General features: G+C 61.8%; 22 protein-coding genes, 1 pseudogene and 2 riboswitches. Of the genes and pseudogenes, 9 read left to right on the top strand and 14 right to left on the bottom strand.

What is annotated here, in order from left to right; all coding sequences use genetic code 11:
* Positions 1-28: 28 nt before the first annotated feature.
* The 3 genes from OU11_RS00555 (at position 29) to OU11_RS00545 (ending at position 3,533) form a co-directional block, all read left to right on the top strand.
* A complete protein-coding gene (locus tag OU11_RS00555; protein ID WP_033513893.1) occupies positions 29-1,609 on the top strand; it encodes a hypothetical protein in 1,581 nt (526 codons plus the stop codon).
* Between the two features lie 13 nt (positions 1,610-1,622).
* A complete protein-coding gene (locus tag OU11_RS00550) occupies positions 1,623-2,480 on the top strand; it encodes a tellurite resistance TerB family protein (RefSeq protein ID WP_033513892.1) in 858 nt (285 codons plus the stop codon).
* 63 nt (positions 2,481-2,543) lie between these two features.
* Positions 2,544-3,533, top strand: a complete 990-nt coding sequence (locus OU11_RS00545) for a hypothetical protein (protein WP_033513891.1) — start codon at positions 2,544-2,546, stop codon at positions 3,531-3,533.
* A gap of 168 nt (positions 3,534-3,701) precedes the next feature.
* Here OU11_RS00545 and OU11_RS00540 read toward each other — a convergent pair whose 3' ends face one another.
* The 3 genes from OU11_RS00540 to OU11_RS08715 form a co-directional block, all read right to left on the bottom strand.
* Complete coding sequence (locus OU11_RS00540; protein WP_033510229.1) at positions 3,702-4,070, bottom strand: HepT-like ribonuclease domain-containing protein; 369 nt, start codon at positions 4,068-4,070, stop codon at positions 3,702-3,704.
* On the bottom strand, positions 4,067-4,564 hold the full coding sequence (locus OU11_RS00535) for a helix-turn-helix domain-containing protein (RefSeq protein ID WP_223224065.1): 498 nt from the start codon (positions 4,562-4,564) through the stop codon (positions 4,067-4,069). Before OU11_RS00535 ends, OU11_RS00540 begins: the two co-directional genes overlap by 4 nt.
* Before the next feature lie 120 nt (positions 4,565-4,684).
* Positions 4,685-5,266, bottom strand: a complete 582-nt coding sequence (locus OU11_RS08715; protein WP_052122505.1) for a GNAT family N-acetyltransferase — start codon at positions 5,264-5,266, stop codon at positions 4,685-4,687.
* A gap of 122 nt (positions 5,267-5,388) precedes the next feature.
* On the opposite strand from OU11_RS08715, the gene OU11_RS00525 reads away from it, so the two are divergent.
* On the top strand, positions 5,389-6,519 hold the full coding sequence (locus tag OU11_RS00525; RefSeq protein ID WP_033513890.1) for a glycerate kinase: 1,131 nt from the start codon (positions 5,389-5,391) through the stop codon (positions 6,517-6,519).
* Here OU11_RS00525 and OU11_RS00520 read toward each other — a convergent pair.
* Both OU11_RS00520 and OU11_RS00515 read right to left on the bottom strand, forming a co-directional pair.
* Complete coding sequence (locus OU11_RS00520) at positions 6,516-7,430, bottom strand: carbon-nitrogen hydrolase family protein (protein ID WP_033513889.1); 915 nt, start codon at positions 7,428-7,430, stop codon at positions 6,516-6,518. The genes OU11_RS00525 and OU11_RS00520 overlap by 4 nt on opposite strands.
* 26 nt (positions 7,431-7,456) lie before the next feature.
* Positions 7,457-7,960 (bottom strand): macro domain-containing protein, encoded by a 504-nt coding sequence (locus OU11_RS00515; RefSeq protein WP_052122504.1) that lies wholly within the window; start codon positions 7,958-7,960, stop codon positions 7,457-7,459.
* 124 nt (positions 7,961-8,084) lie between these two features.
* Between OU11_RS00515 and OU11_RS00510 the strand changes: the two genes are divergently transcribed.
* Entirely contained in the window at positions 8,085-9,575 is a 1,491-nt protein-coding gene (locus OU11_RS00510) for an exonuclease SbcCD subunit D (protein WP_052122503.1), read from the top strand.
* A gap of 3 nt (positions 9,576-9,578) precedes the next feature.
* Positions 9,579-13,013, top strand: coding sequence for an AAA family ATPase (locus OU11_RS00505; protein ID WP_033513888.1), 3,435 nt, complete (start codon positions 9,579-9,581; stop codon positions 13,011-13,013).
* Positions 13,014-13,115: 102 nt separating this feature from the next.
* Here the strand turns inward: OU11_RS00505 and OU11_RS00500 are convergent, their stop codons facing one another.
* Together OU11_RS00500 and OU11_RS09445 are read right to left on the bottom strand one after the other, a co-directional pair.
* Positions 13,116-14,009, bottom strand: coding sequence for a DUF2238 domain-containing protein (locus tag OU11_RS00500; protein ID WP_373869288.1), 894 nt, complete (start codon positions 14,007-14,009; stop codon positions 13,116-13,118).
* Between the two features lie 136 nt (positions 14,010-14,145).
* Positions 14,146-15,744 carry an exonuclease domain-containing protein gene (locus tag OU11_RS09445; RefSeq protein WP_081963360.1) on the bottom strand — a complete coding sequence of 533 codons (1,599 nt, stop codon included), beginning with the start codon at positions 15,742-15,744 and terminating at the stop codon, positions 14,146-14,148.
* A 201-nt stretch (positions 15,745-15,945) separates the two neighbouring features.
* Here OU11_RS09445 and OU11_RS00490 point away from each other — a divergent pair, with 201 nt between their 5' ends.
* Positions 15,946-16,689: a DUF4391 domain-containing protein gene (locus OU11_RS00490; protein WP_033513887.1), complete on the top strand. Its 744-nt coding sequence runs from the start codon at positions 15,946-15,948 to the stop codon at positions 16,687-16,689.
* A 94-nt stretch (positions 16,690-16,783) separates the two neighbouring features.
* On the opposite strand, the gene yhbY is transcribed toward OU11_RS00490, so the two are convergent.
* Positions 16,784-17,089 carry a ribosome assembly RNA-binding protein YhbY gene (gene yhbY, locus OU11_RS00485; RefSeq protein ID WP_033513886.1) on the bottom strand — a complete coding sequence of 102 codons (306 nt, stop codon included), beginning with the start codon at positions 17,087-17,089 and terminating at the stop codon, positions 16,784-16,786.
* Positions 17,090-17,272: 183 nt separating this feature from the next.
* A riboswitch (TPP riboswitch) is annotated at positions 17,273-17,374 on the top strand.
* Between yhbY and tenA the strand changes: the two genes are divergently transcribed.
* On the top strand, positions 17,365-18,111 hold the full coding sequence (tenA, locus tag OU11_RS00480; protein WP_033513885.1) for a thiaminase II: 747 nt from the start codon (positions 17,365-17,367) through the stop codon (positions 18,109-18,111). It overlaps the preceding riboswitch by 10 nt.
* A 139-nt stretch (positions 18,112-18,250) precedes the next feature.
* On the opposite strand, the gene OU11_RS00475 is transcribed toward tenA, so the two are convergent.
* The 5 genes and pseudogenes from OU11_RS00475 to OU11_RS00460 form a co-directional block, all read right to left on the bottom strand.
* The gene (locus OU11_RS00475) at positions 18,251-18,844 is read right to left on the bottom strand and encodes a hypothetical protein (protein ID WP_033513884.1); all 594 of its coding nucleotides are present in this window, start codon (positions 18,842-18,844) and stop codon (positions 18,251-18,253) included.
* A 41-nt stretch (positions 18,845-18,885) separates the two neighbouring features.
* Entirely contained in the window at positions 18,886-19,251 is a 366-nt protein-coding gene (locus OU11_RS00470; RefSeq protein ID WP_033514026.1) for a YccF domain-containing protein, read from the bottom strand.
* A gap of 189 nt (positions 19,252-19,440) precedes the next feature.
* Entirely contained in the window at positions 19,441-21,087 is a 1,647-nt protein-coding gene (locus OU11_RS00465) for a CbiQ family ECF transporter T component (RefSeq protein ID WP_420885317.1), read from the bottom strand.
* Positions 21,088-21,210: 123 nt separating this feature from the next.
* A pseudogene (locus OU11_RS09550) lies at positions 21,211-21,779 on the bottom strand (energy-coupling factor ABC transporter ATP-binding protein); the annotation flags it as partial.
* A gap of 138 nt (positions 21,780-21,917) precedes the next feature.
* The gene (locus OU11_RS00460) at positions 21,918-22,517 is read right to left on the bottom strand and encodes an ECF transporter S component (protein WP_033513883.1); all 600 of its coding nucleotides are present in this window, start codon (positions 22,515-22,517) and stop codon (positions 21,918-21,920) included.
* Between the two features lie 6 nt (positions 22,518-22,523).
* Positions 22,524-22,674: riboswitch (FMN riboswitch) on the bottom strand.
* A 108-nt stretch (positions 22,675-22,782) separates the two neighbouring features.
* Between OU11_RS00460 and OU11_RS00455 the strand changes: the two genes are divergently transcribed.
* Positions 22,783-23,829: a glycosyltransferase family 2 protein gene (locus OU11_RS00455; protein WP_052122502.1), complete on the top strand. Its 1,047-nt coding sequence runs from the start codon at positions 22,783-22,785 to the stop codon at positions 23,827-23,829.
* A 185-nt stretch (positions 23,830-24,014) separates the two neighbouring features.
* Here OU11_RS00455 and OU11_RS00450 read toward each other — a convergent pair whose 3' ends face one another.
* The gene (locus tag OU11_RS00450) at positions 24,015-24,797 is read right to left on the bottom strand and encodes a nitroreductase family protein (protein ID WP_033513882.1); all 783 of its coding nucleotides are present in this window, start codon (positions 24,795-24,797) and stop codon (positions 24,015-24,017) included.
* Between the last annotated feature and the right edge of the window lie 118 nt (positions 24,798-24,915).

Raw genomic sequence — 24,915 nt, 5'->3', positions numbered from 1 at the left:
CAACGGAAGTTCAGATGAAGGGCTGAATATGTCGGAAGATGAGACTCAATCGCCGGTGAAGAAACGGAACTTGGATGGCGAAATGGCCAATGCTGCATTGCACGGGGAAACCGATAAAATTGTTCGGCTTTTTGGCAGTGCCGCCCGCGAACATTATGCTGCATACGCGGGTCGGAACCATGAAGTGTCGAATACTCACGGTGCATTGAGAACCATCGTTGAGCAGAAGGAAGCCGCTGGACGGTATCGGAATATTCAGCTTAAACAGCAAGCCGGCTTTGCGGCCGAAATCAAATCTGTGGCACGGCGAAACGCCGGCGCTATTATCAATGGGGACAACGAACGATACATACGCGAAGATGATCGAACGGGCGTGGCCAATGATTGGCTTGTGGATATCAACAAGGTTGATGCCAAAGGCGAGACGGTTTCTGGTGGTGCCGAGCAGATGAAATTCGTGGGTTCATCTCACAAGGATCTGCTGCGAAAATTGCAAAGCAAAGAGTATCAGCGTTACTTTGAAGGAGACGTTGTTGTAGACATCGCCGATGACGATTACGCTGCACTCATAGGGGGTAACGGCACTCCAGGTCTTATCGATCAACGGTTGGATGAACTGAACGATCTGTTGGAGAATGCCTCGCCGAATAAGAAGGCCGAGATTCAGGGCAAAATCGACAAGCTGCGGACCATCAAAAGCAAGCTTCGCAAAAGCGGTCTGACCCGCCGTGAGGCTATGGAGGCCGTCCAGCATCCCAAGTGGGCCACTGTCAAGGATGTGATCGGTGTCGCTCACAAGGCCGGCGTCCAGCAGGCATTGAACGTGGCCGCTGTGACTGGTGCCATGTCCCTGGTGCGAGAATTCGTCGCTTATGTTAAGGGCGAAGAGGACTTGCAGGAAGCGGCAGGCAAAGTCGGGAAAACAGTCGGCATCGCTGCTGCGATGGGATATGTGACGGCGTTTGCCGGTTCCGCGGTCAAAGGTGCCATGCAGAATTCGGCGAGTGAGTATGTGCGGTATGTCTCTCAAACCAACGTCGTCTCCGGCATGGCTTCGGCGGGTGTCGAAGTAGGGAAAAGCGTTGTGCGTCTATGCCAAGGTAAGATCACGCCGGCCCAGTGCGTGGAGGAACTGGGGGAGAAAGGCGTCGGTCAGATTGGCAGCCTGATGGGTGCCGCAGCGGCAGCGGCGGCCGCCTCCGGTGCGGGTATGGGGACGATGGCGACGATGGCGCTTTCCGTCGCCGGCAGCACGGTGGGATATTCGGCCGCTCTCGCCGTGTATCGAGAATTGTCCATGGCGCTTGAGGAATATGAGCTCGCCCGTGAGGATCGCATCCGCATGGAAAAGGAATGCGCGGAAGCGATTGAGGCAATTCGTCGGTATCGCGTGGAAATGGACACGCTCGCCAAGCAGTATTTCGAGCGCTGCTATACATCATTCGAAGCCGGATTCGCGGCGATGGACCAAGCGATTATCAATCAGGATCCTGACGGCTATATCGCAGGCAATGCCGAGATCTGCGAAGTGTTGGGACGCAAACCGCAATTCCGCAGTATGAGCGAATTCAATGATCTGATGGCATCCGATGAGAGCCTGAAACTATAGGAGGAGAGCGACGATGTTTGTTTCGACGAAAGACGCGCTGTCATCGTATTACTATCTGATTGCCGTCGACGAGCATGTCACCGACGAGGAACGCGACATGTTCGACGCGATCGGTAATGACATCGATCCTCAGATGTTCGGGAATTACCGGGAAGAACTGGTGGACGGGTGCCGGAACACGGTCAATCAGGCGTCGTTGTCCACGGATCGATTCGAAATGCTCGTGGAAGCGGTCGACGATGCGTTGCACGCCGTTGATACGGACGCTCAGGATGCGGTGAGTTCTCGACTGCTGGTGTGGAATATGCTTTCCATCTCGTTTGCGGACGGCGGCGCTTCGGAAGACGAGTTGAAGATGATTCGTCACGTCGCCCGGCATTGCGGGGTCGACAGGGACGTATTCCAAGAGATGGAACAGTTGATGCGTAGCGCTTCCGCGGTGCTTAATGAGAAAAGATACTTGGAATCCTCCAACGGCACATATGCGGAGATCAAGCCCATCATCGACGAAATGAATAAGCGGTGTGCGGCGATCCAACGCGCGGCTGAACAGCTTATCGGTGACGAACTGGCACCGAAGCCGGGCAAGGCTAAAATGCCGGAGAAGGATATTATCGACCATGCGAAGGAAAAGATCGAGGGGGGAATCGCGCCCGCGGCCAATTGGGTTCAGGAACAGGCCGCGAACGTTGCGGATACCGCGGGCAGCGCGGCGAAGCCGGTGCTTGAACAGGCCGGTTCCGCTCTGAATTCGGCGGGCCATGCCATCGAGGGAGCGCTTAATCCCATTGGCGATGAGGTACAGAAACAGGCCAAGAACGCGCTGGGCGCCGCCAAGAACGTCTTCGGCGGGTTATTCGGCAAGAAGTGACGCACAGGTCTCGGAGAGAACGTACAGCATACAAAAAGAACCGTCAGGGGAGAGGAAACTATCATGCCAGTGTTCGTGCCGCTGTTCATCGGAGCCGCAGTCGTATCCGCCATGTCGGGCACGGGGATGTTCGTTAAGGGGGTGAGCGACCATGGCAAGGCGAAAAAGCTCAACGACGATTCAAAAACTCGTTCCGAACTGGCGGCGTCAAGACTGGAGGAGCTTCGTAAACAATGCAACAATGCCATGGAGGAGCTCGGTAGAGAAAAACTCGTCATCCTTGAAGGGAATATCGGCCGTTTTCTCGGTGCGTTCACGCGATTGAAGAACGTCGAATTCTCCGAGACCGAAGGTTTGTTCGAGGCCAAGCGGTTTCATGCGGAACAGGCTGATTTCGACGAATTGAAGAAGATGAACGGATTCGCTTCATCGATGTTGCAGGGAGGCGTGACCGGCGTCGCGGGCGGTGCATTGACCGCATTCGGCGCATATAGCGCCGCTTCCGCGCTCGCGACCGCATCAACAGGCACGGCCATCAGCACTCTCAGCGGCGTCGCCGCCTCGAACGCCACTCTGGCGTTCTTCGGAGGTGGATCGCTTGCCGCCGGCGGCATGGGAATCGCGGGCGGCATGGCGGTACTCGGTGGGTTGGTGACGGGGCCTGCGCTGCTTGTCATGGGCATGATCGTAGGAGCCAAAGCGGGTAAGAATCTGGAGAACGCCAAAGCATATGCCGCACAGACCGACCAATATTGCGAGGAGATGGAGGCCGGTGCCGAACAATGTATCGCCATTCGCCGACGTACGTATATGCTATATGCTTTGCTTACCAGGCTCGATGCATATTTCCTGCCGCTGATCCGCCGGATGGAGGACATCATCGCGACCGAAGGCGAGGACTATTCCGTGTATTCGGACGAAAGCAAAGGCGTCATCGGTACGGTCGTGTCCACTGCGATTTCCATCAAGACTGTGGTGGACACCCCGATGCTTGCCGAAGATGGGTCGTTGACCGAGGAATCGAAGGATTTACTTGAAAGAATGAAGGAATGAAAATAAGGCGTTTGATTGGAAGCATGCTCCTTGCGCCGTGGGTAGAAGATGACTGTTTAATAGTGTGGCTGGCTGAACTGTGCGCGGATTGCTGTTTTTCCATCTGCGGATGTTCCTTACCGTTTGCGCTCAGCCTTAGAGGCGAGTAATGGCGTAGAGACTCGTGGATTATTCGATAGCGTTAACAATCGGTTGCAGCAATTCGATGAGATGTGGGACATCGACGGTGACGGTGCGATAGAGCTCGTCGGCGTCGATGGCGTCATATTCATGGACGATGATGTTGCGTAATCCGCGCAGCTGCGGCCAGGGTAGGTCGGGTATTTCGGAGATGAACGCATCGGAAAGTTGGTTCGCTGCTTCCTGGGCTTGGATAAGCTCCATGGCCACTGAGTTCAGCAGCGGCCTGTTGTCTTCCAGATCGGCTGCAGATGGTGCCTTGGCTGCATCTTGGACCGCAAAACCAAGATGCTCCACCAAGCGCAGCAACGTGGTTTCGTCGCGGAATCGTTGATCGGTGTGGGGTTGAGCGTTCATGCTACACGCACCAGATCGGGGCGGATGTGTTCCAGGAATCGCTTGCTGGCTCGGCTGTGAGCGGCCTTGTGTTCCAGTGCGTCGAAGGAGAGCAGCGACACGGTCCTGCCAAGTGCCGATTCCAGTTCGTCCTTAAGGTGCGCGGTTTCGAATAGGCCGTGTTCAGTACCGGCGTTCTTGCGGTATAACAGGTCGATGTCGGAATCTGGCCGGGGGCAGCCTTGCACAAACGATCCATACGCATACAATTCGGCGACGTCGTTACGCCGGGCAATATCTTTGACCAGCAGTCGGATGGTTTCGATGTCCAGCGTGCTGGAACTGGGATAGGTATCCAGAGCTTTCTGATACCGCTGTAGGAAATCCTGCGTTGGATTTCCGCCATGTTCTGCGCGCGACACGGCCGATTGCGTGGTACCCATCGCATGCGAGACCGCCGCCTGACTCAGCCCGCGGCGAATGCGCTCCTGCCTCAAATCGTCAATCATCGCCATGTATCGAATATAGCATAACTGCTATATCGAAGTCGGCACACAATTCGGATGCGCAGCCTTGGACTAAGCAATGGTACTGGCACGACATATCGCGCAGAATATTGCACAACGTGTGTGAATCTATCGCAGATCCATCTCCATAAGATGCGAGGCATGAATCAGCCCGCGACCCACATGGACCTCATATACGCCATGGTCGGTGAACCCGCAGGAGCGGTACAGCGCGATGGCCGGCGCATTGTTATCGAATGTGTCGAGCCTCAGTGACTTCATACCGCGTTCCATCGCCATCGCGGCGGCCTTGTCGATGATTGCACGTCCCACGCCGCGGCCGCGCGCGGCGGGTGAAACCCCCAGCAGATGCAGCACGTTGACCTCCGCATCATCGCACTGCACATCCCAATCGATGATTCCATAATCCACGCCTTGAACTCCGTTGAGAATGCAGGCGCCCAGCACTGGATTGGCTGTTTCCGTGGCACCGTCTCCAACGTCAGCCACGTTGTGTTTGTCGCTTTCTTCGTCAACCGCCACCAGCAGGTTTCCGTCGGATGCGGCGTCCAACAGCATCTCGTGCGAGGGATGCGATCCCATCTGCCACCACACGTCCAACGGCGTGTTCTGCATCGCATCCACGATAGCGGTGTACATCGCCTCAATCTGCGGCAGCTCATCCACCGATGCGGTGCGAACGATCATCATCAACTCCCATCCATGGTCCGATTCGTGCTCTTCGATGGTATCAGCGGATAGCCGACTCCATTCCCGGAACCGTTGAGCCGCAATGCCGTAGCTGTCGCGTCGCAGGAGGAGCATGGAATCCCATGAAGATCATCATCGCCCCCGACTCGTTCAAAGGCAGCCTGACTGCGCGGCAGGCCGCGGACGCCATCGAACGCGGCGTGCGGCGCGTGACTCCCGACGCCGACATCATCCCCATCCCCATGGCGGATGGCGGCGAAGGCACGGTCCGCGCCCTGGTCGACGCCACCGGCGGCCGCCTGATCTCGACCCGCGTCACCGGACCATTGGGCGAATCGGTCGCCGCCACATACGGCATCCTCGGCGATGGCGCGACGGCCGTCATCGAGATGGCCGAAGCCGCGGGACTGCATCTCGTCGGCACCACGCCCGACCCGTTGCGCGCCACCACGCGCGGCGTCGGCGAACTGATTCTCGACGCACTCGGCCGCGGCGCGGAACGCATCATCGTCGGACTCGGCGGCAGCGCCACCAATGATGGCGGCGCAGGCATGGCCCAGGCTCTCGGTGTTCGGTTGTTCGACGCCGATGGTTGCAACCTGCCGGGCGGGGGAGCGGCGCTCGCCGACCTCGACCGCATCGATTGCACCGGCCTCGACTCGCGTATCGCGCGCACGCCGATCGTCTTGGCCAGCGACGTCACCAACCCGCTGACCGGCCCCGACGGCGCATCGGCGGTCTTCGGGCCGCAGAAAGGCGCGACGCCCGCCATGGTCGAACAACTCGACCGGGCCTTGAACCACTATGCGGAGGTCATCCGTCGCGATACCGGTCGCAGCGTGGACGCAATCCCCGGAGCGGGTGCGGCGGGCGGACTCGGCGCCGGGTTCCTCGCGTTCGCGGACGCCACCATGCGTTCCGGCATCGACCTTGTCATCGAAACCGTCGGGCTCAAGGAGCGGGCGGTCGGCGCCGACTACTGTTTCACCGGTGAAGGACGCATCGACGGACAAACGCAATACGGCAAGACGCCGATGGGTGTGGCGCGCGCGGTGCATGAGGCGGCTCCCGCATGCCGTGTCATCGCACTCGCCGGCAGCATCGGGGAGGGCGCGGAACAACTGAATGCCTTGGGTTTCACCGCCATGTTCGGTATCCAACCCGGAGCCGTATCCCTGCAGGAGGCACTTGCCGGCGCCTCGCGGAACCTGGAGCGCACCGCCGAACAGGTGATGCGCCTGCTAGCCTCCTAACCGCGTTCCGGCATGGGGACGACGCGCCGGTCCGGCCTGACGAACGGCGGCTCGACCGCCCCGCTGCACAGCATCCCGTAGAGTTCCGGATGCCGATAGGCGTTGCCCTGCACCTCATGTTCCCGATAGTCCCGCAGCTGGTCCAGATCGAGCTCGGCGACGAACACGCCTTCGGCGCCGTCGGTCTGCAGCAAGCGCATATCCCTCGAGCCATCCTCGCCGGGGCCGTCGGGCAGGTAGGCGACGCCGTCGAACACGGTGGAATTGCCGTTGCATCCCGGCACGGAATCCGGATAGTTGCAGGTTGCGATCGCGGTCATGTTCTCATAGGCGCGCGCCCTCAGCTGTGACAGACGGTTGATCTCCATCGGGCAGGCGTTGGGCACCAGGATGAGCTCCGCGCCGTTGAGCATGAGGATTCGGGCGGTTTCCGGGAACTCTCGATCGAAGCAGATCATCGCGCCGACGTGCACGGGGCCGGCGGCGGTGTCGAGTGTGCACACGGGGAACTCGTGCCCCGGAGTCAGATGGCGTTCCACATCGAAGTCGCAGGTGTGCACCTTGGCGTAGCCGAGCCGGCGCTCGCCGAACCGGTCGAACAGCACCAGGGCATTGCGCGGGCCGCCTTCGTGCCGTTCCAGAAGCGTCACGCCGATCGCCATGTTCAGCTCGCGGGCCAGCTTGCCGAATGCGCCGATGAAGTCGCCGTCCGTGTCAATCGCCTCGGATGTCCAATCCTCGACGGGTCGGCCGTGCAACGCGTACCCGTTGCTCCACATCTCCGGGAACAGGGCGATATCCGCCCCAAGCTCCGCGGCGCGGCGGCAGGTCTGGATGCCTTTGGCCAGATTGCCGGCCAGCGTGCCGGTCGGGCTGATCTGCAGCAGAGCGATGGTCAATACTCGCGGCATAGCGTGACTCCTTTGGGGCTATGGTCTTATTGGCACCGCTGGGCGATGCGATAGGTGGCCTCGTCGAACAACGCCAGGATGACGGTCATGTCGGCGTGCTCGGGGTCCATAAGGAACGTGCGCATCTCCTCGATGGCGATGCGGATTGCGTCCTCGACGGGATATCCGTAGATGCCGCCGGAGATCAACGGGAAGGCGATGCTGGCGCAGCCGTGTTCGGCGGCCAATGTCAGGCTGTTGCGATAGCAGGCGCGCAGCTTGCCTTCCTCGCCGCGTGTGCCGCCGCGCCACACGGGGCCGGGCGTGTGGATGATGTGGCGCGCGGGCAGGCCGAACCCGTCGGTGATGACGGCTTTGCCGGTGGCGATGGGCGCGAGCCGATCGCAGGCCTCCTGCAAGCGACGGGCTCCGGCGGCGCGGAAGATGGCGCCGCATACGCCGCCTCCCATCTGCAGTTGTGGATTCGCCGCGTTCACGATGACGTCCACCGCCATGGTGGTGATGTCGCCGCGCACGATTTCCAAGGCCATGGTCCACGCTCCTTTGCTTATGATGCGGCCATATCCGACACGGCCCATTGTAGTAAACGGTAGATATCTACCGTCGCTGAAAGGGCGTGGAAGAATGGGGGCAGCGACGGAAAGGAAGGTTGCCATGCGAGTGCTCCACACATCGGACTGGCACATCGGGCGGCGGTTCAAAGGCCTGGACCTGGGCGAGTATCAGGCCCGTGCATTGGATTGGCTCATCGGGCTGATCGAGCGTGAACGGGTGGATGTGCTCTGCGTGTCCGGTGACATCTACGATCTGCCGCGTCCGTCCGCTTCATCGGTGCAGCTGTTCGCGCCGGTGTTCGAACGATTGGCGGGACTCAAGGTGAATGGGCATCCGCTTGAGGTGATCATGACGCCGGGCAATCACGATTCCGCCGACCGATTGGGGTTCGGCGCAGGGGCGATGGTGCCGAACGTGCATATGCGCTGTCGGCTGGAAGACATCGCGGCGCCGGTGATGGTGGAACGTGATGGTGATGCGTTGGCGGTGTACACGGTACCGTATCTTGATCCGGATGCGTCGCGTCCGATATTGGCGGGGATGGTGAGTGCTGAGTTTGGGGCGGGGAAGGCCGATGGATGTGATGATGATTCTGATGCGTGTCCTGAGGGATTGCCGGGATTGCTGTGGCGGGATGGTGCTGTGGTGGTGCCGCGTTCGCATGAAGGCGTGATGACCGCCGCCATGACGCTGATCACCCGCGACCTTGCCGAGCGCAGAACCCGGTATCCTGATCTGCATGCCATACTGATGGCGCATGCGTTCGTTTCGGGAGCTACGCCATCCGATTCGGAACGCGTTATCACGGTTGGCGGAGTGGACAGTGTGCCGGCCGGAGTATTCACCGGTTGCGGTTTCGATTATCTGGCTTTGGGGCATCTGCACCGGCCGCAGCATGTAACCATTCCCCAACCGGATGGCAAGCACATGAATGTGTTCCATTTTGGCCGGACGCCGCAGGCACGGTACAGCGGCTCGTTACTGTCCTATTCGTTTTCGGAAGCGCCTAGGTTGCCACAGGTCGGTAACGGCAAGCAAGTGACCATAGTGGATTTTGGGGGAGAGGAAGGCAGTCACGAAGCCGGGCGGGGAAAGCCGGTGATTGAGACCAGGGCCGTGCAATCGGAGCAGCCGGCCATGGTCTCAATCGCCGGCACGCTCGACGAGGTGCTTGCACAGGCCGACCTGCATCAGAAGGATTGGGTGTCCGTCACGGTGCAGTATGACGAATACCCGCAGCATCTCTATGAACGCATTGACGGCAAATATCCGTTCGCACTGGAGAAACGCGCTGTCTGCACGCGGGTGCGGAACACGGAACGCGCCATGGCCGATCTCACTGCCGTACGGGACGAAATGGATGTACTCAACGGTTTCGTGGAATACACCATCGGCCGTACGCCCGACGAACGGGAGACTGCAATATTGCGTCAGGTCGTGGAACAGGTTCGAGCCGAACGCGCGGAACATACCGGAGCTGCACAACAGTATGGCGCAGACAGTGATGATGGTTGTGATCGTGGTGAGGTGGGTCGCAATACAACGGGTGATCTGGCGTTGTTCGATGACGACGCGGCGGGAAAGGAGTGAGTGATGCGACTGATCGGTATGAAGCTGAAAGGCGTCGGCCCGTACAAGGACGAATTCTCCATTGATTTCGCGGCCTTGTCCCGTTCGCACATGTTCCTGATCGAGGGGGAGACCGGCGCCGGCAAAACCACCATCCTTGATGGCATCACCTTCGCGCTCTATGGGTCGCCTTCGGTGTTGAACGCCGATAAGACGCGGATGCGTTCCAGATTCCTCGGCGAGAGCAGGGAAGTCACCGTGGTGGATCTGATCGTTGAACTCAACGGCGTGTTCTATCGCATCAGGCGAGAGCCCGAATACCAGTATGCGACCAAGAGCGGTAAAACGAGCACGCACCGTGCCACGGCCAAACTCTGGAAGATCGAAGACGGCTTGCGACCGTTGATCGGAACGCCGGAACCCGATGGCGGCGCCACACGATACTTTACATTCGCGGAGGGGGAAGGCCACGCCACGTCACTGGCGATCAAATCCAACGATGTGGCTGCGGAGATCAATCAGCTGATCGGGCTGAATCGTGATCAATTTTCGAAAACCATCATGCTGGCGCAGGGGCAATTCTCCGAATTCCTGCGTATGAAACCCGAGGACCGTACTAACTTGGTCAAGGAGCTTTTCTCCGCGCAGGAGTACGAGCATATCCAAGAGATGTTGAAAGCCATGTGCGATAAGCAGCGTCACACGGTGGAAGATGCGTGCAGAACACTGTCCGAAGCCATCAGGCAGTCCAGGCGCAATGCTGAGACCATCCGGGAGGTTCACATTACACCGGATGATTCGATCGAAACACCACATGATGCAACGGATGAGGGGACGTTGGAACATGGGGCCGAAACAGCCCTTGGCGAACCGTTCCTCTGGGGATTGAACGATGCCGGTAATATTGACTTCCCCTCACATACCGCTGAGGAGATCCTCGACCGGATAGAACTGACAATGGATGCAGTCGCCGCTGAATCGGCGCACTTGCAGGATGATACTGCAGCGCAAGTGGAGGCAAAGGAGCTCGAACTGCGCTACGCGGAGCAGAGGCATCGTCTCAGCGCTGTATTGGTTCAGCATGCGCAGAACGAACGCGCTCTGGTACAGGAGCATATCAAGCTGGACGGTCGGAACGAGAGCATAGCTTCCGAGCGTGAAGACATTGAACGAGCGTACAAAGCGGAACCCGTACTGGCCAAACAACGAGATCTTGAACAGCACGAGCGGGAACGGAAAGCCGTGGCTGCGGACCTGGTGGATATTCTCGAACAGCTGAAAACGTATCCCACGGCAGGCGAGCTAAACGAACAGCGCGATGCCGCTTTGAAAGCGGCAGCAGGCAAGGAGGCCGCCGAACAGAAGCTTGCGGTTGTCGAGTCGCATCAGACATTGCTCACCAAGGCGGAATCCGCGCTACATGCCATGGAAGAAGCCCGGGCCGCGTACAACCGTCAGCGGGACGAGACAACACGTGCGCAGGAAGCTGTGAGTCAATTGCCATCGGACGATGAAATCATCAGGCAGATCACAGCATATACAGAGCGACTTGCCCAGCGGCAATTATTGCAGGACCAGCGTAAACAGGCTGAACAGCGGCTTACTCACGCCAAGAACGTATCCGAACTTGAGCGGCGCGTCGTCGAGCAGAATGCCGAAGTCTCCAAATTGACCCTTGCCTGCGAACAGGCGGAGCATGAGGCCGAACAAATACGTCAGACGTTCGCCATGCTGGACGCAGCAAAATACGCCGGCATGCTGAAAGAGGGGCAGCCTTGTCCGGTCTGTGGCAGCACCGCGCATCCCAATCCCTATCAGGTTCCTGAGGATACACTTGACGAACGTGCGGTGAAGTCCTCGGAGAAACGCGCCAAACAATGCGCGGAGGATCTGCATCGAGCACAGACTGAGCTCGAACGCATTAAGACCCAACTGAAAGTGGAACGAGATGCCGCTCAAGGCAACGGCGTCGAAGAGGCGCAGCACGCCATCGACCATGCCGACGAAGCACTGGCCAGGTTGAACCGTATCGCCGAACAACAAGATGAAGCGGAACGGCAGCGCGATGAAATTCGCAAAGCGCAGGACAAGTTGGCCGAAGCCAATACTGAGCTGGTCAAGCGCAAAAGCGCGTTGCATGCTGCCGAACAAACGCTTGAATCTGCACAAGCCGAAGCCTGCGGCTACACGCAGGAGTCCATAGCGGAGGAACGGCGAGAGGCACAGCAACAGCTCGACGAAGCGAGGGAACAGACCAAGGAGGCGGAACGTTTAGGGCGACGCATCGAGGATCGCCAGCGTCTTGCCACACGGCAAGCCGAGCTGGAATCACAAAACGCCACACTCGGCACACAGATTGCATCGTTGAATGCGGAAGTGACCGCACTGCTTGACAGTCAGGGATTCGATGATATTGAGCAGGCGAAACATTGTGCCTTGGATGAGTCGGCCATCGCACGCAAGCAGAAGCTTATCGACGATTATCAGCGCCAAGTTACCGTCAACCACACCAGACTGCAGGATGCTCGACGCGCCCTGGCAGACAGCATCGTCGAATACACCGCCATGGCCGTGAACGCCATGGCGGATGAGAACCAAAAGACCTCGCCGGATGCCATATCCGAAAGGGATGCGGTTCAATGCAACGGCATACCGTCCCCTGTTCCAGAAAACGGTGGCGAGCAGCCGGTCGCCTACACTGACGACATGGAACCCACCGTATGGGGCATGTATATCGAAGCCATTGACCTGAAAGATCTGAGTGTCGCTTACGGTATTGCGCAGGCCGAACGTGACGGCATGTTGAAACGGCAGAACAGTTCGGTCGATCTGGAAAAGGAGCGCCAGCGCTGCGCCGAAGAGCTTCACTCTGCAGCCGGCTCATGGAAACGGACTCTTGAGGAATATGAGCCCATTTACCGCATGGCGCAACTGGCCAACGGCGGGAGTGATTCGCCAGCGGAACGCAAACTGACGCTGATCACCTACGCGGTCACCGAACGATTCCGCGATGTACTCATGCGCGCCAATGAGATCCTCAAGGACATCCAGGGCGGTGTCTACGAGCTGCGGCTGGGGGATCATGAAGGTCGCGGCGGCACCAAAACCGGTCTGCCCATCGACATCTTCGACCGTCGCAATGAACAGTTGCGCCCGCCCAGCAGTCTGTCCGGAGGCGAGACCTTCTTCGTCTCGCTCGCCCTGGCATTGGCGCTCGCCGACATCATCCAGGCGGAGAACGGCGGACTGTCTATGGAAACCCTGTTCATCGACGAGGGCTTCGGAACCCTGTCGGACGACTATCTCGACGACGTCATGGGCATCCTGCGCGATATCGCCAAAACCCGCGATGTCGGCATCATCTCCCACGTCGGTCAGCTCAAGGACCAAATCCACGAGCGCATCAGCGTCACCCGCGTCCACCCCGACGCCGAATCCCGTCTCGCCGTCATCGTATGAGCGTATGTCGGAAACACCAATGGTGTGGTACGGAACTCTTTTGACGGTTACAGCCGACTTCGGTACCACGGCTATGCGGTACGACATCGACAAAACGCTTGCTTAGCCCTTCCGTACCGCATCGATGGATCGTATGCCTGACTCCGTGGAAGGCCCGTCCAGCTCGTCCGGTTGACACGCATCATTCGGCTCGACCGGAGGATTGTTCCAGTCCTCGATGGTGCGTCCGTGCCGGCGCCTGGGGATGAACCGGCCGAGCACCGTGTTCTTTCCGCGCGAACGCACATAGAAGAACCCGATGACCGAGAACACCGCGGCACCGATGAAGTTGACGATCAGGTCCTCCATCGTGTCGATCAGACCGATGTCGAGGTATCCTCCGACACCCAGGTCGACGCCGTTGACCATCGTATCGGTGATGCCGTCGATCGTGACCGTGGTGTTCGTATTCGTCGGGTCGAGCGTCACCGAATGGATCGCATGCACGATTGTGTCCTTCTGCATGTCCAGCGCGAAGAACTGATCCATCGCGAATTCGAAGAACTCCCAGAGCACACCGATCGTCATCGAGAAACAGAACGCGGTGATCGACAGGAACAATGGTGACAGGTCGAACTTCGCCCGGTCGCTGCGGTTGAGCAGATCCACCAGGGAGAAGCCGATCGCAGCGGCCAGGAACCCGTTCAGCGTGTGCAACGTGGTGTCCCAGAATGGGAACAGCACATAGAACGAGCTGATCTCCCCCAGGATCTCCGCGCTGAAGATGAACAGCAGCACGATGATCTCCAGCGTGGACGGCAACTCCACCTTGAACGTGACCTGCACGAACGCCGGAACCAGGAACATCACCAAGGTCAGCAGGCATAGGAACACGTTCTCGTAGTTGCCGTTGATGAACTGCAGCACCATCGTGATGATGACCAGCACGCGCAGCGTGACGTAGACCAGTGCCGTGCTGCGGTGCGCGCGGATTTCGGCGGATATCTCTCCGAGCAATGCGCGCAGGCCGCCGCGCCGGGACGTGGGGTGCGGGGAGGTTGGGGTGTTACGTGTGGTCATGCCAGTCCTTCGATGGTGGGCCGGTTCGACAATACGGCCATGGGTTGTGGTCGGGAAGCGTGCGACGTTTCGGCTAGTCCTCGATCAGACCGTTGCGGATGGCTCGGTCGAGCCACGCCTCATCGACGATCGGGATGCCGTATTCGCGGGCCTTGCGCGCCTTCGTCGATTCGGAATCGACATCCGCCGCGATGACGAGACTCACCTGCATCGTCACGGTCGGCCACACCACCAGTCCCAGACCCTCCAGCGTGTAGATCCACTCGTCGCGGGAGCGTTCCATGGCCCCGGTCAACACCACACGGTCGCCGCGATGCAGCCGGAACCGGACGCCTCCGTTGCCGCCATGTCCGCGGCCGGACATCGGCGCCGGCGTCGTGGAGCGGACCACGGGCCTGCCCAAGACGACGTCGTGCTGCGCGTCGCCGCTGAAGGCGTCCGCCGATGAACGGTGGCGGCCGTGATGCGTGCTGTTCCGATCCTTGCGATGCTTGTTGGGGATGCGGGGTTGGTCGGGTGCGTCCGCAGATGTGCCGGAAATCACGGATGTACCGGAGTCCGGGGCAGAACCAGAATCCGGGGATGCACCGGAATCCGGTTGAACGGAAGAAACATCGTCGGCGTCATGATGCGGCGCGGCAGGGGAGTGCCGGCGCGCGTGCCGCCCGGTGGCGGCGTCGGAGAACGGTGGAACGGCTATCGCACGGTCGATCATGTCCGGCTCGATCGACAGCAGCGCGCCCACCTGCCGCAGCTCACGCTCCTCGTCGTCGGTCAGACGCCCGTCGATCCACGCTTCGTCGGCCGCGTCGGCGAAATACTGTTCATGGATGCGCAGGCATTGCTCGCGTGTCAGTCCCAACTCGCGTGCCGTGTCCACCAACGCGTTCTTCTCATGCTCGCTCAGCCGCGCGTCGATCAGGCATTTGTCGAGCAGCGCCACATAGTCGGCTGCGGCGTCCAACATCGCCGCATCATGGTGCCGATACCGCGCCGCACCGGGGTTGCCCGACTGCAAACGGTTCAGGAACGGCGAGGCCGGGCGGTGCGCGGCATGGCTCTGGCGCGGCACCCACGGATGCGGCCGCTCCTCGATACGCGGCCATTCCAGTTCGGCGGCCAGCCGCAACGCCGGCCTCCATCCCTCCCAATCGGGAATGCCGTGCAGGAACCCGCTGAGCAGCAGCGCGGTCGCATGCGCGTCACCGAGGGCGCTGTGGGCGTCGGTGTTGCGGATGCCGAGTTCACGGCAGCAGTCGTCTAGGCTGCGCAGTCCCAGGAACCGGTTGCTCAGCCGCAGCGTGCAGATCGACGTCGTCCGGTCCACCGGCGTGGTGTAACCGAGCCGGTTGTATTCGGCGTTGAGGAATCGGGAATCGAACACCGCGTTGTGCGCCACGAACACGTAACCGTCGAGCCAATCGCGCAGTTCCGCGGCGATGCCCGCAAAATCAGGCGCATCCATCAGATCGGCCGCGTGGATGTGGTGCAGGTTCTGCGCACCCAGATCGCGCTGCACGCGGATCAGCGTCTCCGCCTCGTCCTCCAGCGTGCCGTCCGGCGCCACATGCACGATGCCGACCTCGATGGCGCGGTCGCCGCCCATCGGATTGATGCCGGTGGTTTCGAAGTCGACGACGGCGAACCCCTTCGGCGTGCGCTGAACGCCCATGCCACGCTCCTTGCCTGGTATCGGTTGTGCTGCGGAGGATTATGCATCCAGCATAGTCGGGAAACGGGCGGGGCGGCCTCCAAGGACACGGGACTTTTCCCGTGGGCGTATCCTCGGCGCGGATTTGGGACATGCCGGGCCCGGACGTCGAGGCTGCGCTACGATGTGCGGTAACGCTACCGCAAACAAGGAGGTAAGTCGATGGCGGGTGCCGCATCCTGTGGATCACTGAACGCGCCGGGACTGGGATTGCCGCTGAAGGCGACCGTCCCGGACGCCAAGGGCGCGCTGCCCAAACAGATGTTCATCGGCCGCGGGCCGGTGTCGGCCAAACTCAGGCAGCGGTTCACCACCGACCTTGAATCGATCGCGATGCTGGCGATTCTGCGGTCCTCGAACACGGGGCTGACCGAGAGCAAACGGTTCCCGGAGATTCTGGTGTTGGGGCTGCATGTGCCGGGCGGGGGAGCGGTGCCGGTCGAGGTGATCGACCACATCGCCGCACAGAGGCCCGGCGGCATCGTGTTCGTCTGCGTGCGCGACGGCGGCCCCCTGACCGATCCCGCCAGCGGGCAGACCGTCGAATCCGACGTGGAGCAGTGCGCGTTCGCCGTCCGCCGGAATGTGCCGGTCAAGCCCGGGCATACGCCGATCACCAAGGTTCATGCCGGAGTATGGAGGCCTGCGACGGACGCGCATCTGACGGTGCACGGCGCCACGATGGAGGAGTTGTGGGATTCGTTGTGCGCGCAGGTCATCGCCGACGACGTGGATGGCTCCGACATCGACAAGCGCATTGCGGCGCGTGAACGGGCGGTTTTCCTGGCGGCCGAGTATGCCAAGGCCGAAGCGGCGCACGGCAGGGCCAAAACCACGGAACAGCGCAACACGGCTTACGGCAAGATGCTGGCCATCCGCAAGGAGCTGGCGCAGCTTAGGGTATGAACGCCGTATCCGTAACGTACGGCGTTTGCGGCGGTTCGGCCCATCCGCATTGTACGGGTGGCGTCGCCGCCGGTCGGAATCGTATGCGGGCGGTTCAGCCGCGGACGAGCTTGATCTTCTCGATGTCGTCGCGGTGCGAGGCGCGGTACAGCACGAACCGGTTGCCGATCACCTGCACAAGCTCGGCACCCAGACGCTCGGCCAGCTCCTCGCCGGCCTCCTTGGCAGTCAGACCGGAGCCGTCCAGCACATCGCACTTGATGAGCTCGCGCTTCTCGATCGTCTCGTCGGCCTGCTTGACGGCCGCATCGGACAGATCGTTCTTGCCGACCTGGATGATCGGATTGAGATGGTGGGCCAGCGCCTTGAGCTGCTTGACCTGCTTCTTCGTCAATGCCATGTAAGACTCGCTTTCATCCTCTGCCTGATGCGACTGCACGTCGGTGAACCGACCATCTACGGTACGCGAAGGTACGGAGAATCGCGGCGGCGGATTCATGGTTTGGGGAATGGTCTTGGATGGCTTCGAACGACTCGGACATACGACGGCCGCCGGTTGTACCCGGTGGCATGCCATAATATTGATGGTATGCAGGGGAACCCGTTTGGGTTGAGAAAGGCTTCGGACCTGACCCTTGGAACCTGTTGGTTAACACCATCGTAGGGAGGCATCATATGACCGACACCGCCGTATCATCATTCGACATCGCCACCATGACCCCGGAGCATGTGCCGCCGTTCGCACAGCGGATGCGCGAGGCCGCCGACCTGGTCTGGGAGCAGGGCTACCGGCAGCCGTTCATCCGTGAACTCGGCGAGGGCACGCTGAAGCGCGAACGCTTCGCGTTCTACCTGCTGCAGGATTTCCGATACCTGACCGAGTACGCCAAGGTCCACGCGCTCGCGGCCACCAAAACCGACGACCCGGAGATCATGGCGTTCATGGCGCAGGTGCAGTCGAACATCTTCGCCGTGGAAAGCAGCGTGCATCGCGCGTATATGGCCAGCTACGGCATCAGCGAACAGGAGATGCTCGACGTGCGGCAGTCGGCGTTCGCCCGCGCCTACACGTCGAACATCCTCTCCATCGCCTATGCCAAGCCGTTGGTCGACATCCTGGTCGCCGTGCTGCCCTGCGCGTGGGTGTATGCCGATTACGGACAGCGTCTGGCCCGCGAATTCGCGGACACGCTTGATGCCAACCCGTACAAGAGCTGGGTCGACATGTATAAGACCGATGAGTTCTGGCAGGGGTCGGTGTGGCTGATCGACCACATCGAGCGCCTTGTCGCCGACCTGTCCGAGGAGCGCAAGCGCGAGCTGATCGACATCTTCGTCACGGGCGTGGAGAACGAGTACATGTTCTGGGCCAGCGCCTATGAGATGCACTACTCGTGGAAGCCGGAGTGGGACCGGCGGTAGGTTGGGTCGTCAGCCATCAACAGACATCCGGACATGACGCTGCCCGGCGCATCATCGATACGATGCGCCGGGCAGCGTCATATGAACCGTAGGGCGTGAGCCTCACCACATGCCGGGACGAGGCAAGGCTCACGTCGGATCAGTCGTCGACGCCCATGCGCCGTTCGAGCGAATCCTTGGCTCGGTCGATCTGATCGTCGATCACGTCCAGCCTGTCCTCCATCGTCCACATCGTGTTGCGGTCGATGGAATGGCTGCGATGCGCGGTTTCGACCTGGTCGTCCAGCCAGTCGACCTCGTCGTCCAGCGCCTCCAACGGCCGGGTGGCGTCGAAGTACGCCTGGGGGCGATCCGCGGGGGACGACGGTACGGTCACGGCATCGGCCGTGGCCACCGCGTCGGCCACGCGGGATTCCAGGTCGGAGATCGCCTCATCGAATCCGGCCTCGTCGGTCGGCGTGGCATATGTGGTGCCGGAATCCGAACCGCCGGTCGAACCCGTGGTATCGCCGGACGAGTCGGTGCCGGACGCATCATCGCCGGACGAGGAACCGGCATTGGAGGAAGAACCTGTGGAACCGGAGCGCAGGTCTTCGATTTCACGCTGCATGGTGTCAAGGCGTTCGAGGATTTCATCCGTGGCGTCATCGCGATCGGCACATCCGCCCAGCGACATCGCCAGGGCGGCTGTCAGGCACAACGCGGCGCCAATGCTACGCAGTGTCTTGCTCATACCTATCAGTGTAACGGAGAACGCCTCAGGACAGGCGGACCTTACAGGTTAACGATCTCGGCGCCGAACGGCCACAACGCCAGCTTGGCCATCTTGAACGATTGCAGTCCGAACGGGATGCCGATGATGGTGATGCAGTTCACCAGCCCGGCGAGGACATAGCTCAGCGCCATCCACCAGCCGACCAGAATCACCCACACGATGTTGACCAGGGTGGAACCGATGCCGCCGCCGTACGCCACGGTTTTGCCGAACGGCGTCAGCGTCAGCGTGGCCATCTTGAAGCATTGCAATCCCAGCGGGATGCCGATGATCGTGATGCACAGCACCAATCCGATCAGCGCCCAGCCGATGGCGATGAATAGGCCGCCCAGCAGAATCCACAGGATGTTACCCAAGAGTCTCATGCACCCCAGCATACGCTTGCGCGGGCTGCCCCACCATCCGGGAAACCCCGGAAACGAATCGGGTGCTTTCAGTAGGGGATTATGCGCTTCAGTTGGGAACTGTTCCGTCTTACCGCGTGTGATGGGGTGGAAAATGAGCCAAGTGCAGGCCCGGAACCCGCCGAGGTTTCCAACTGAATGGGGAATCCCCTACTGAATGAGGAGCTGGAGTGCCGCCAGAGCGGCAAGGTACAGTGCGGCCGTGGCGACGAACGCCATATCGCGCCAGCGGACGCGCATCTGCCGCCAATGCGTGCGGCGCGCGCCCTCCTCGTAGCAGCGCGCATCCAACGCAAGCGCCAGATGATCCGCATGACGCAGCGTGCCCGCGAACACCGGCACCGTGATCGCCGCCAGCGAACGGAGTCGTTTGGCGGGGGTGCCGGTTTCGATGTCGCCGCCGCGCGCCGCCTGCGCATCGATGATCGCATGGGTCTCGCGTGCCAACGTGGGCAGGAAGCGCAGCGCCAGGCTCAGCACCAGCGCGATTTCCTGCGTGTGCACGCCGAATCGGCGCAATGGCGCCAGCAGCGAGCCGATGGCATCGGTGAGTGCGGTCGGCGTGGTGGTCGCCAGCATGACCGCGCCCAACAACACGACCAGCGCAAAACGCAGCGTATACAACGCCGCGGTGCCGAGGCCCCCGGTGGTGATGGCGATCGGCCCCCAGGTTGCCAGCACGTCGCCGCCGCGGGCGAAGAAGATGTTGAGCAATCCCATAACCGCCAGCATGCCGAGAATCCACCGTACCGAGGTGAACAGCTGTAGCGGGTTCACCCGTCCGATGGCGATGACGCCCACCGTGAGCACGGCCGCGAGCCCCAGCTGCCAGGCGTTCGATATGGCGAACGCGGTGAACATCAGCACCAGGAACGTGACCATCTTGACCCGCGGATCCAAGGTGCCTAAGGGGCCGTTGACCCCGGAGCGGTGCCGATCGCGGTCGTTCCCGCGGCCGGCATGGCGCGTCGATGTCCGCTGCGCCGCAGTGGCCTGGCCGAGTCCGTCCGCCGTCGCGGCCGGCGTTGCCTCGCCGTTGCCGAGGTCGATGATCCGGGCATGCAACGCTGCGGCTTCGGCTGCGGAATGGGTGATGATGACCATCGTGACGCCCCGCCCGTGCAGCGTGCGAACCAGGTCGTGGATGCGTGCGCTGGCCGCGGCGTCCAATCCCGCGGTCGGTTCGTCCATGACGAGCACGTCCGGCCGGCATGCGATGACCCCGGCGATGGCCGCCAGCCGTTGCTGTCCGCCGGACAGGGCGAACGGCGATCGGTCGGCCAGATGCTCGATGCGCAGGAGCCGTAGCGCCCAGCTGACGCGTTCGCGCACCTCACTGTCGGACAGCCCCTGGTTGCGGGGACCATAGGCGACATCCTGCGCCACTGTTTCTGCGAACAGCTGGCGTTCGGGGTGCTGCATCACGTAGCCGACATGCCGGCGCAGTTCGCGCCGCTGCTTGCGGGAGCCGGTGGGGATGCCCGCCACCGTGACCGTGCCGCCAGCCGGCCTTTCCAAAGCGCACAGCAGCCGGGCCAGCGTGGTTTTGCCCGCGCCGTTCGGCCCCATCAGCGCCACCGTTTCGCCGCGCGCCACGGTCATTGACAGGTCGTCGATCGTGGGTGTTTCGTCCTCCGGGTAGCTGAACGACACATGGGTGACCGCGATGGCCGGTTCGGCGATGGGGGACGACTCGCTGGTCTGCGGCTGTCGGTCGGTGTCGGGGGAGACGGGGCGGTCGACAGCCGAATCGGCTCGGCCGGCAGGGATGTCGCCTCCATCCGCGTCGCGATCCATGACGACTCGGCTGCCGGCCTTGTCGTCAGCTGCGGCGCTGGACAGACCTTGCGTGACATCCGCCGCGATCCGCCCGGCCTTCATGCGGATGATGCGGTCCGCCGCCCGTGTCTGGTCGATGTGGTGGGTGATATGCACGATGGTGGTGCCGCGCGACTGCAGCTCATCGAGAACCGTCATGACCTCGCCGCACGCGACCGGATCGAGCATGGCCGTCGGCTCGTCGAACACGACCATCGCCGGCAGCATGGCCAGCGTGCCGGCGATGGCGATGCGCTGCTGCTGGCCGCCGCTCATCAGGGTCGGATCCGCGGCGCGGAAACCGGCCATATCGACCGAGTCCAGCGCATCGGCGATGCGACGTCCGATATCCGCGCGCGGCACGCCGAGATTCTCCGGGCCGAACGCCACATCGTCCTCGACCACCGTCGTGACGATCTGATCCTCCGGATTCTGGAACACCGCGCCGATACGGCGGCGCGCGCGACGGTACGCATCCGGGTCCGGCCCGGCCCCATCCGTGAACACCCGTTCGCCGAGCAGTGTGACGGTGCCGCCATCCGGTGCGGCCAGTCCCGCGATGACCCGCGACAACGTGGTCTTGCCCGAGCCGTTCGGGCCGACGATGCACAGGCGCTCGCCGGTCCGAACCGTCAGATTCACATCATCCAACGCCCAGGTCGTCCCGCCGTCGTAGCTGAAACGGACGTTGCGCAGTTCCGCGGCGATGGAGGCGCCGGGACCACCGGTGACGCCGTCGCCGCGATCGGCGAGGGAGGCGCCGGCGTTGGAGTCGTCGCCGGCGGACGGCGGGAGGGAACGGTCAGCGTTCATCGATGAAGCAGATTCGAAATCGGCTTGTAGATCAGGAACGTGACCACGCCATGCACCGCCAGCTTGGCCAGGTTGAACGGCAACAGCGCCGGCACGATCATGGCGGCCACCTGTTCGACGGTCATATGCGCGTAGATCGGCGTGACCAGCAGGTTGCCGATGATCGCCATCACCAGCGCCACCACGGCGCCCACGATGATGCCGGCCAGCGCGCCACGGCGTGTCCGCATGCGGCGATACACCAGCGCGGCGGGAACGCTCATCGCCAACGCCACGGCGATCGCCATCAGCGAACCCCACGGGTCGGCGAACACATGCGGCACGAATCCGAGCACGCTGACGATCGCCGCGGCGGCGGGGCCGTATGCGAAGCCGGCCACCAGACTCACGATGCCGGACGGGTCGTATTTCAGCCACGGCACACCGGGGATCAGCGGGAATTCGATGAAGCTCACCGCCATCGACAACGCGACGAACAGCGCGTACACGGCGATGCGGCGTGTGGACCAGCGCCCCGAATCGGCGACGCCGGTGGCGTGCGACGATACGGATGACGCGGACGTGGAATGGGTATCGGTATGCGAAGATACGCTCATGCGAGCACCTCGTTTCTTCCATCCGGACTGTAACCGTTGGCCCCGGATTCGCACCGGATCAACCGCTGACGCGGGTCGCGGGCTTCGACGGCCGCCGTTGTGAATCCGGTTCCGCCGTTACCGCCAGTAAGGAATTGCACCTTCCCTGAAACTTGCAATCCCATTCGTACAACCACGTTGGGACGAGCACGGGCTGCGTGACCGCATATCGGACGATACGGCCATGGGTTGCCCGGTGGCGACGGTGGGTGCAACAATGGAGAGCATGAATGCACGGAACAAACGGAACGCAAGGACTCCGCAGACGCGGCATGCCGAGCGTCCGGGCATCGAGAAACTGGCGATCGTCATCGTCACCTATAAGCGGCAGGAGCTGCTGCGCACACTGTTCCGGTCGATTCTGGACCTGACGCAGGCGCCGTGGCGCATCGTCGTCGTCGACAACGAGCACAGCGACGAGACGCGTGGCATCGTCGAGGGTTTTGCCGCCGCCGTCAAGCGTCAGTGGGGGGATACCGTCTCGGACCAGGAGGGGAACGAACGTCGTGTGGTATACGCGCCGCAATCCGACAACCTCGGCGGGGCCGGAGGATTCTCGGCCGGTGTGAAGAGGGCGTACGAGCTAGGGGCGGCCTGGTTCTGGGTTATGGATGATGACGTGGCCGTGCTGCCGGACGGCATCGAAAAGCTGACGAAGTGGACGAAACGTCATGAGGTCATCCAAGGCAGCCGCTATGACTACGATGGCGGTCCGTTCTACTGGCAGTACCAGTTCATCGTGCCGTTGGGCATCCCCAATCCGATCGCGCCGGCCGCGTTCGGCAAGGCGGGCTACCGGGTGATGAACACGCTCTGCTTCGAGGGTGGCCTGTTCAGCAGGGGCGTCGTGGAGCGGATCGGTTTGCCCGACGCGCGGTTCTTCATCTACTGGGATGATACGATGTACGGCTATCTGGCCAGCAAGGTCACCAATCCGATCGTCGTGCCGGACGTGGTGCTGCGCCGCACGCGCGAGATCGGGAACTGGGATATCGCTGGATTGCGCCAGTTGAACTCCACATCGGACGTGAACCGGTATCACATCATGCGCAACCGTGGGTACATGGCCCGGTATTTCATGGAATACGGCGACTTCCGGCCGTTCCTGTTCGGCTTGGGCACGGCGGCCACCGCAGCCAAGGAGCTGATTCGGCTGGTGGTCGTGGACCGCGAGCATCTGCGCACCGGGCTGGTGCAGATCGCCAAGGGTTGGTGGGATTCGCGCAAGCTGCTGCATGATCCCGACTGGAAACCGATGCCCCCGCTGCACTAGGCGCATGCGCGTATGCGTTAGGGGTGCCCGTCCCCCTTCGGGCGTTTTCCGGATGTCTGCCGCGGATGTCCCCACGGACCTCTCCGGGCGTGTTCTCCTCTCAGACACGGGACTGGACCGGATGCACGGTGACCGTCCCGGTGAGGAAAGGCCACCATGCATCCGAGCCCCGCATCCGGGTCGGATCACTTGTGGGTGAACAGACCGCCGTCTCCCCAGGTCCAGGTGCCCGCGCCAGCGCCGATCTGGAAGTGCAGCTTGGCGATGCCAAGGTCGTTCACCGCCTGACCGCTCTCCACGTTCGGGTCGATCGTCGCGGCGACGGTGCCGTCATCGGGATGGTAGGAGAACACGATCGGCTGGCGGTTCATCGCGCTCGGGGCCTTCATCGCGGCCTCGACGCCGGCCCTGAACCAGTCCGGTGCCGACTCGCGCGCCTCATCGGACATCGGGGCGGTGAACTGTTCGTAGGTCTTCGAATCGCGGTGCGAATCGCGGAACGCGGCCAGTTCGGGGAAACTCTTCGCCATGCGGTCCAGATGATGCTCCGGGTGTCCGATGACGATGCCCAGATACAGCTCTTCGCCGTCGCCGATCCGGCAATGGCGGGCGGCTTCGTCCCGATCCCAGCTGCCGCCGACCCAGCAGGTGCCCAGGCCGCGCAGCGTGGCCGCGAGCACCACGCGTTCGGCGTAGAATCCGGCGCGCTCCCGGGCTTCGGCGTCGTCCTTCGGGCCGACGATGGCCAGATAGTTGGCGGCGTTCTTCAGATGTCCGGAGGCGTTGGCCGCCGCGAACACGGCCGGCTGGTCGCGTACGAGCTGGATGTGTACGCCGGCGAGCATGTTGACCGCGTCGATGGTCATGTCGAGCTGGCGGGCCGTATCATCGTCGATCGGATCGGGGTCGTAGGCACGGATGGAGGTGCGGACGCTGATTGCGTCAATGAGTTGTGTATGCTCTGCCATGATTCCATTATCGCGCGTCGGCGCCGATGATGATGCATTGCGCCGGCGGTCGAGCCTTCGACGGAGCGTGCCCTGTAATCGTGTTCCCGGCTCGGGAACGGACCGATTATGTCGCCGG

Source organism: Bifidobacterium pullorum DSM 20433, assembly GCF_000771405.1.
Lineage (GTDB): Bacteria > Actinomycetota > Actinomycetes > Actinomycetales > Bifidobacteriaceae > Bifidobacterium > Bifidobacterium pullorum.
Note: the sequence above shows the minus strand (reverse complement) of the source record. Positions and strands in the feature narration are given on the sequence as shown.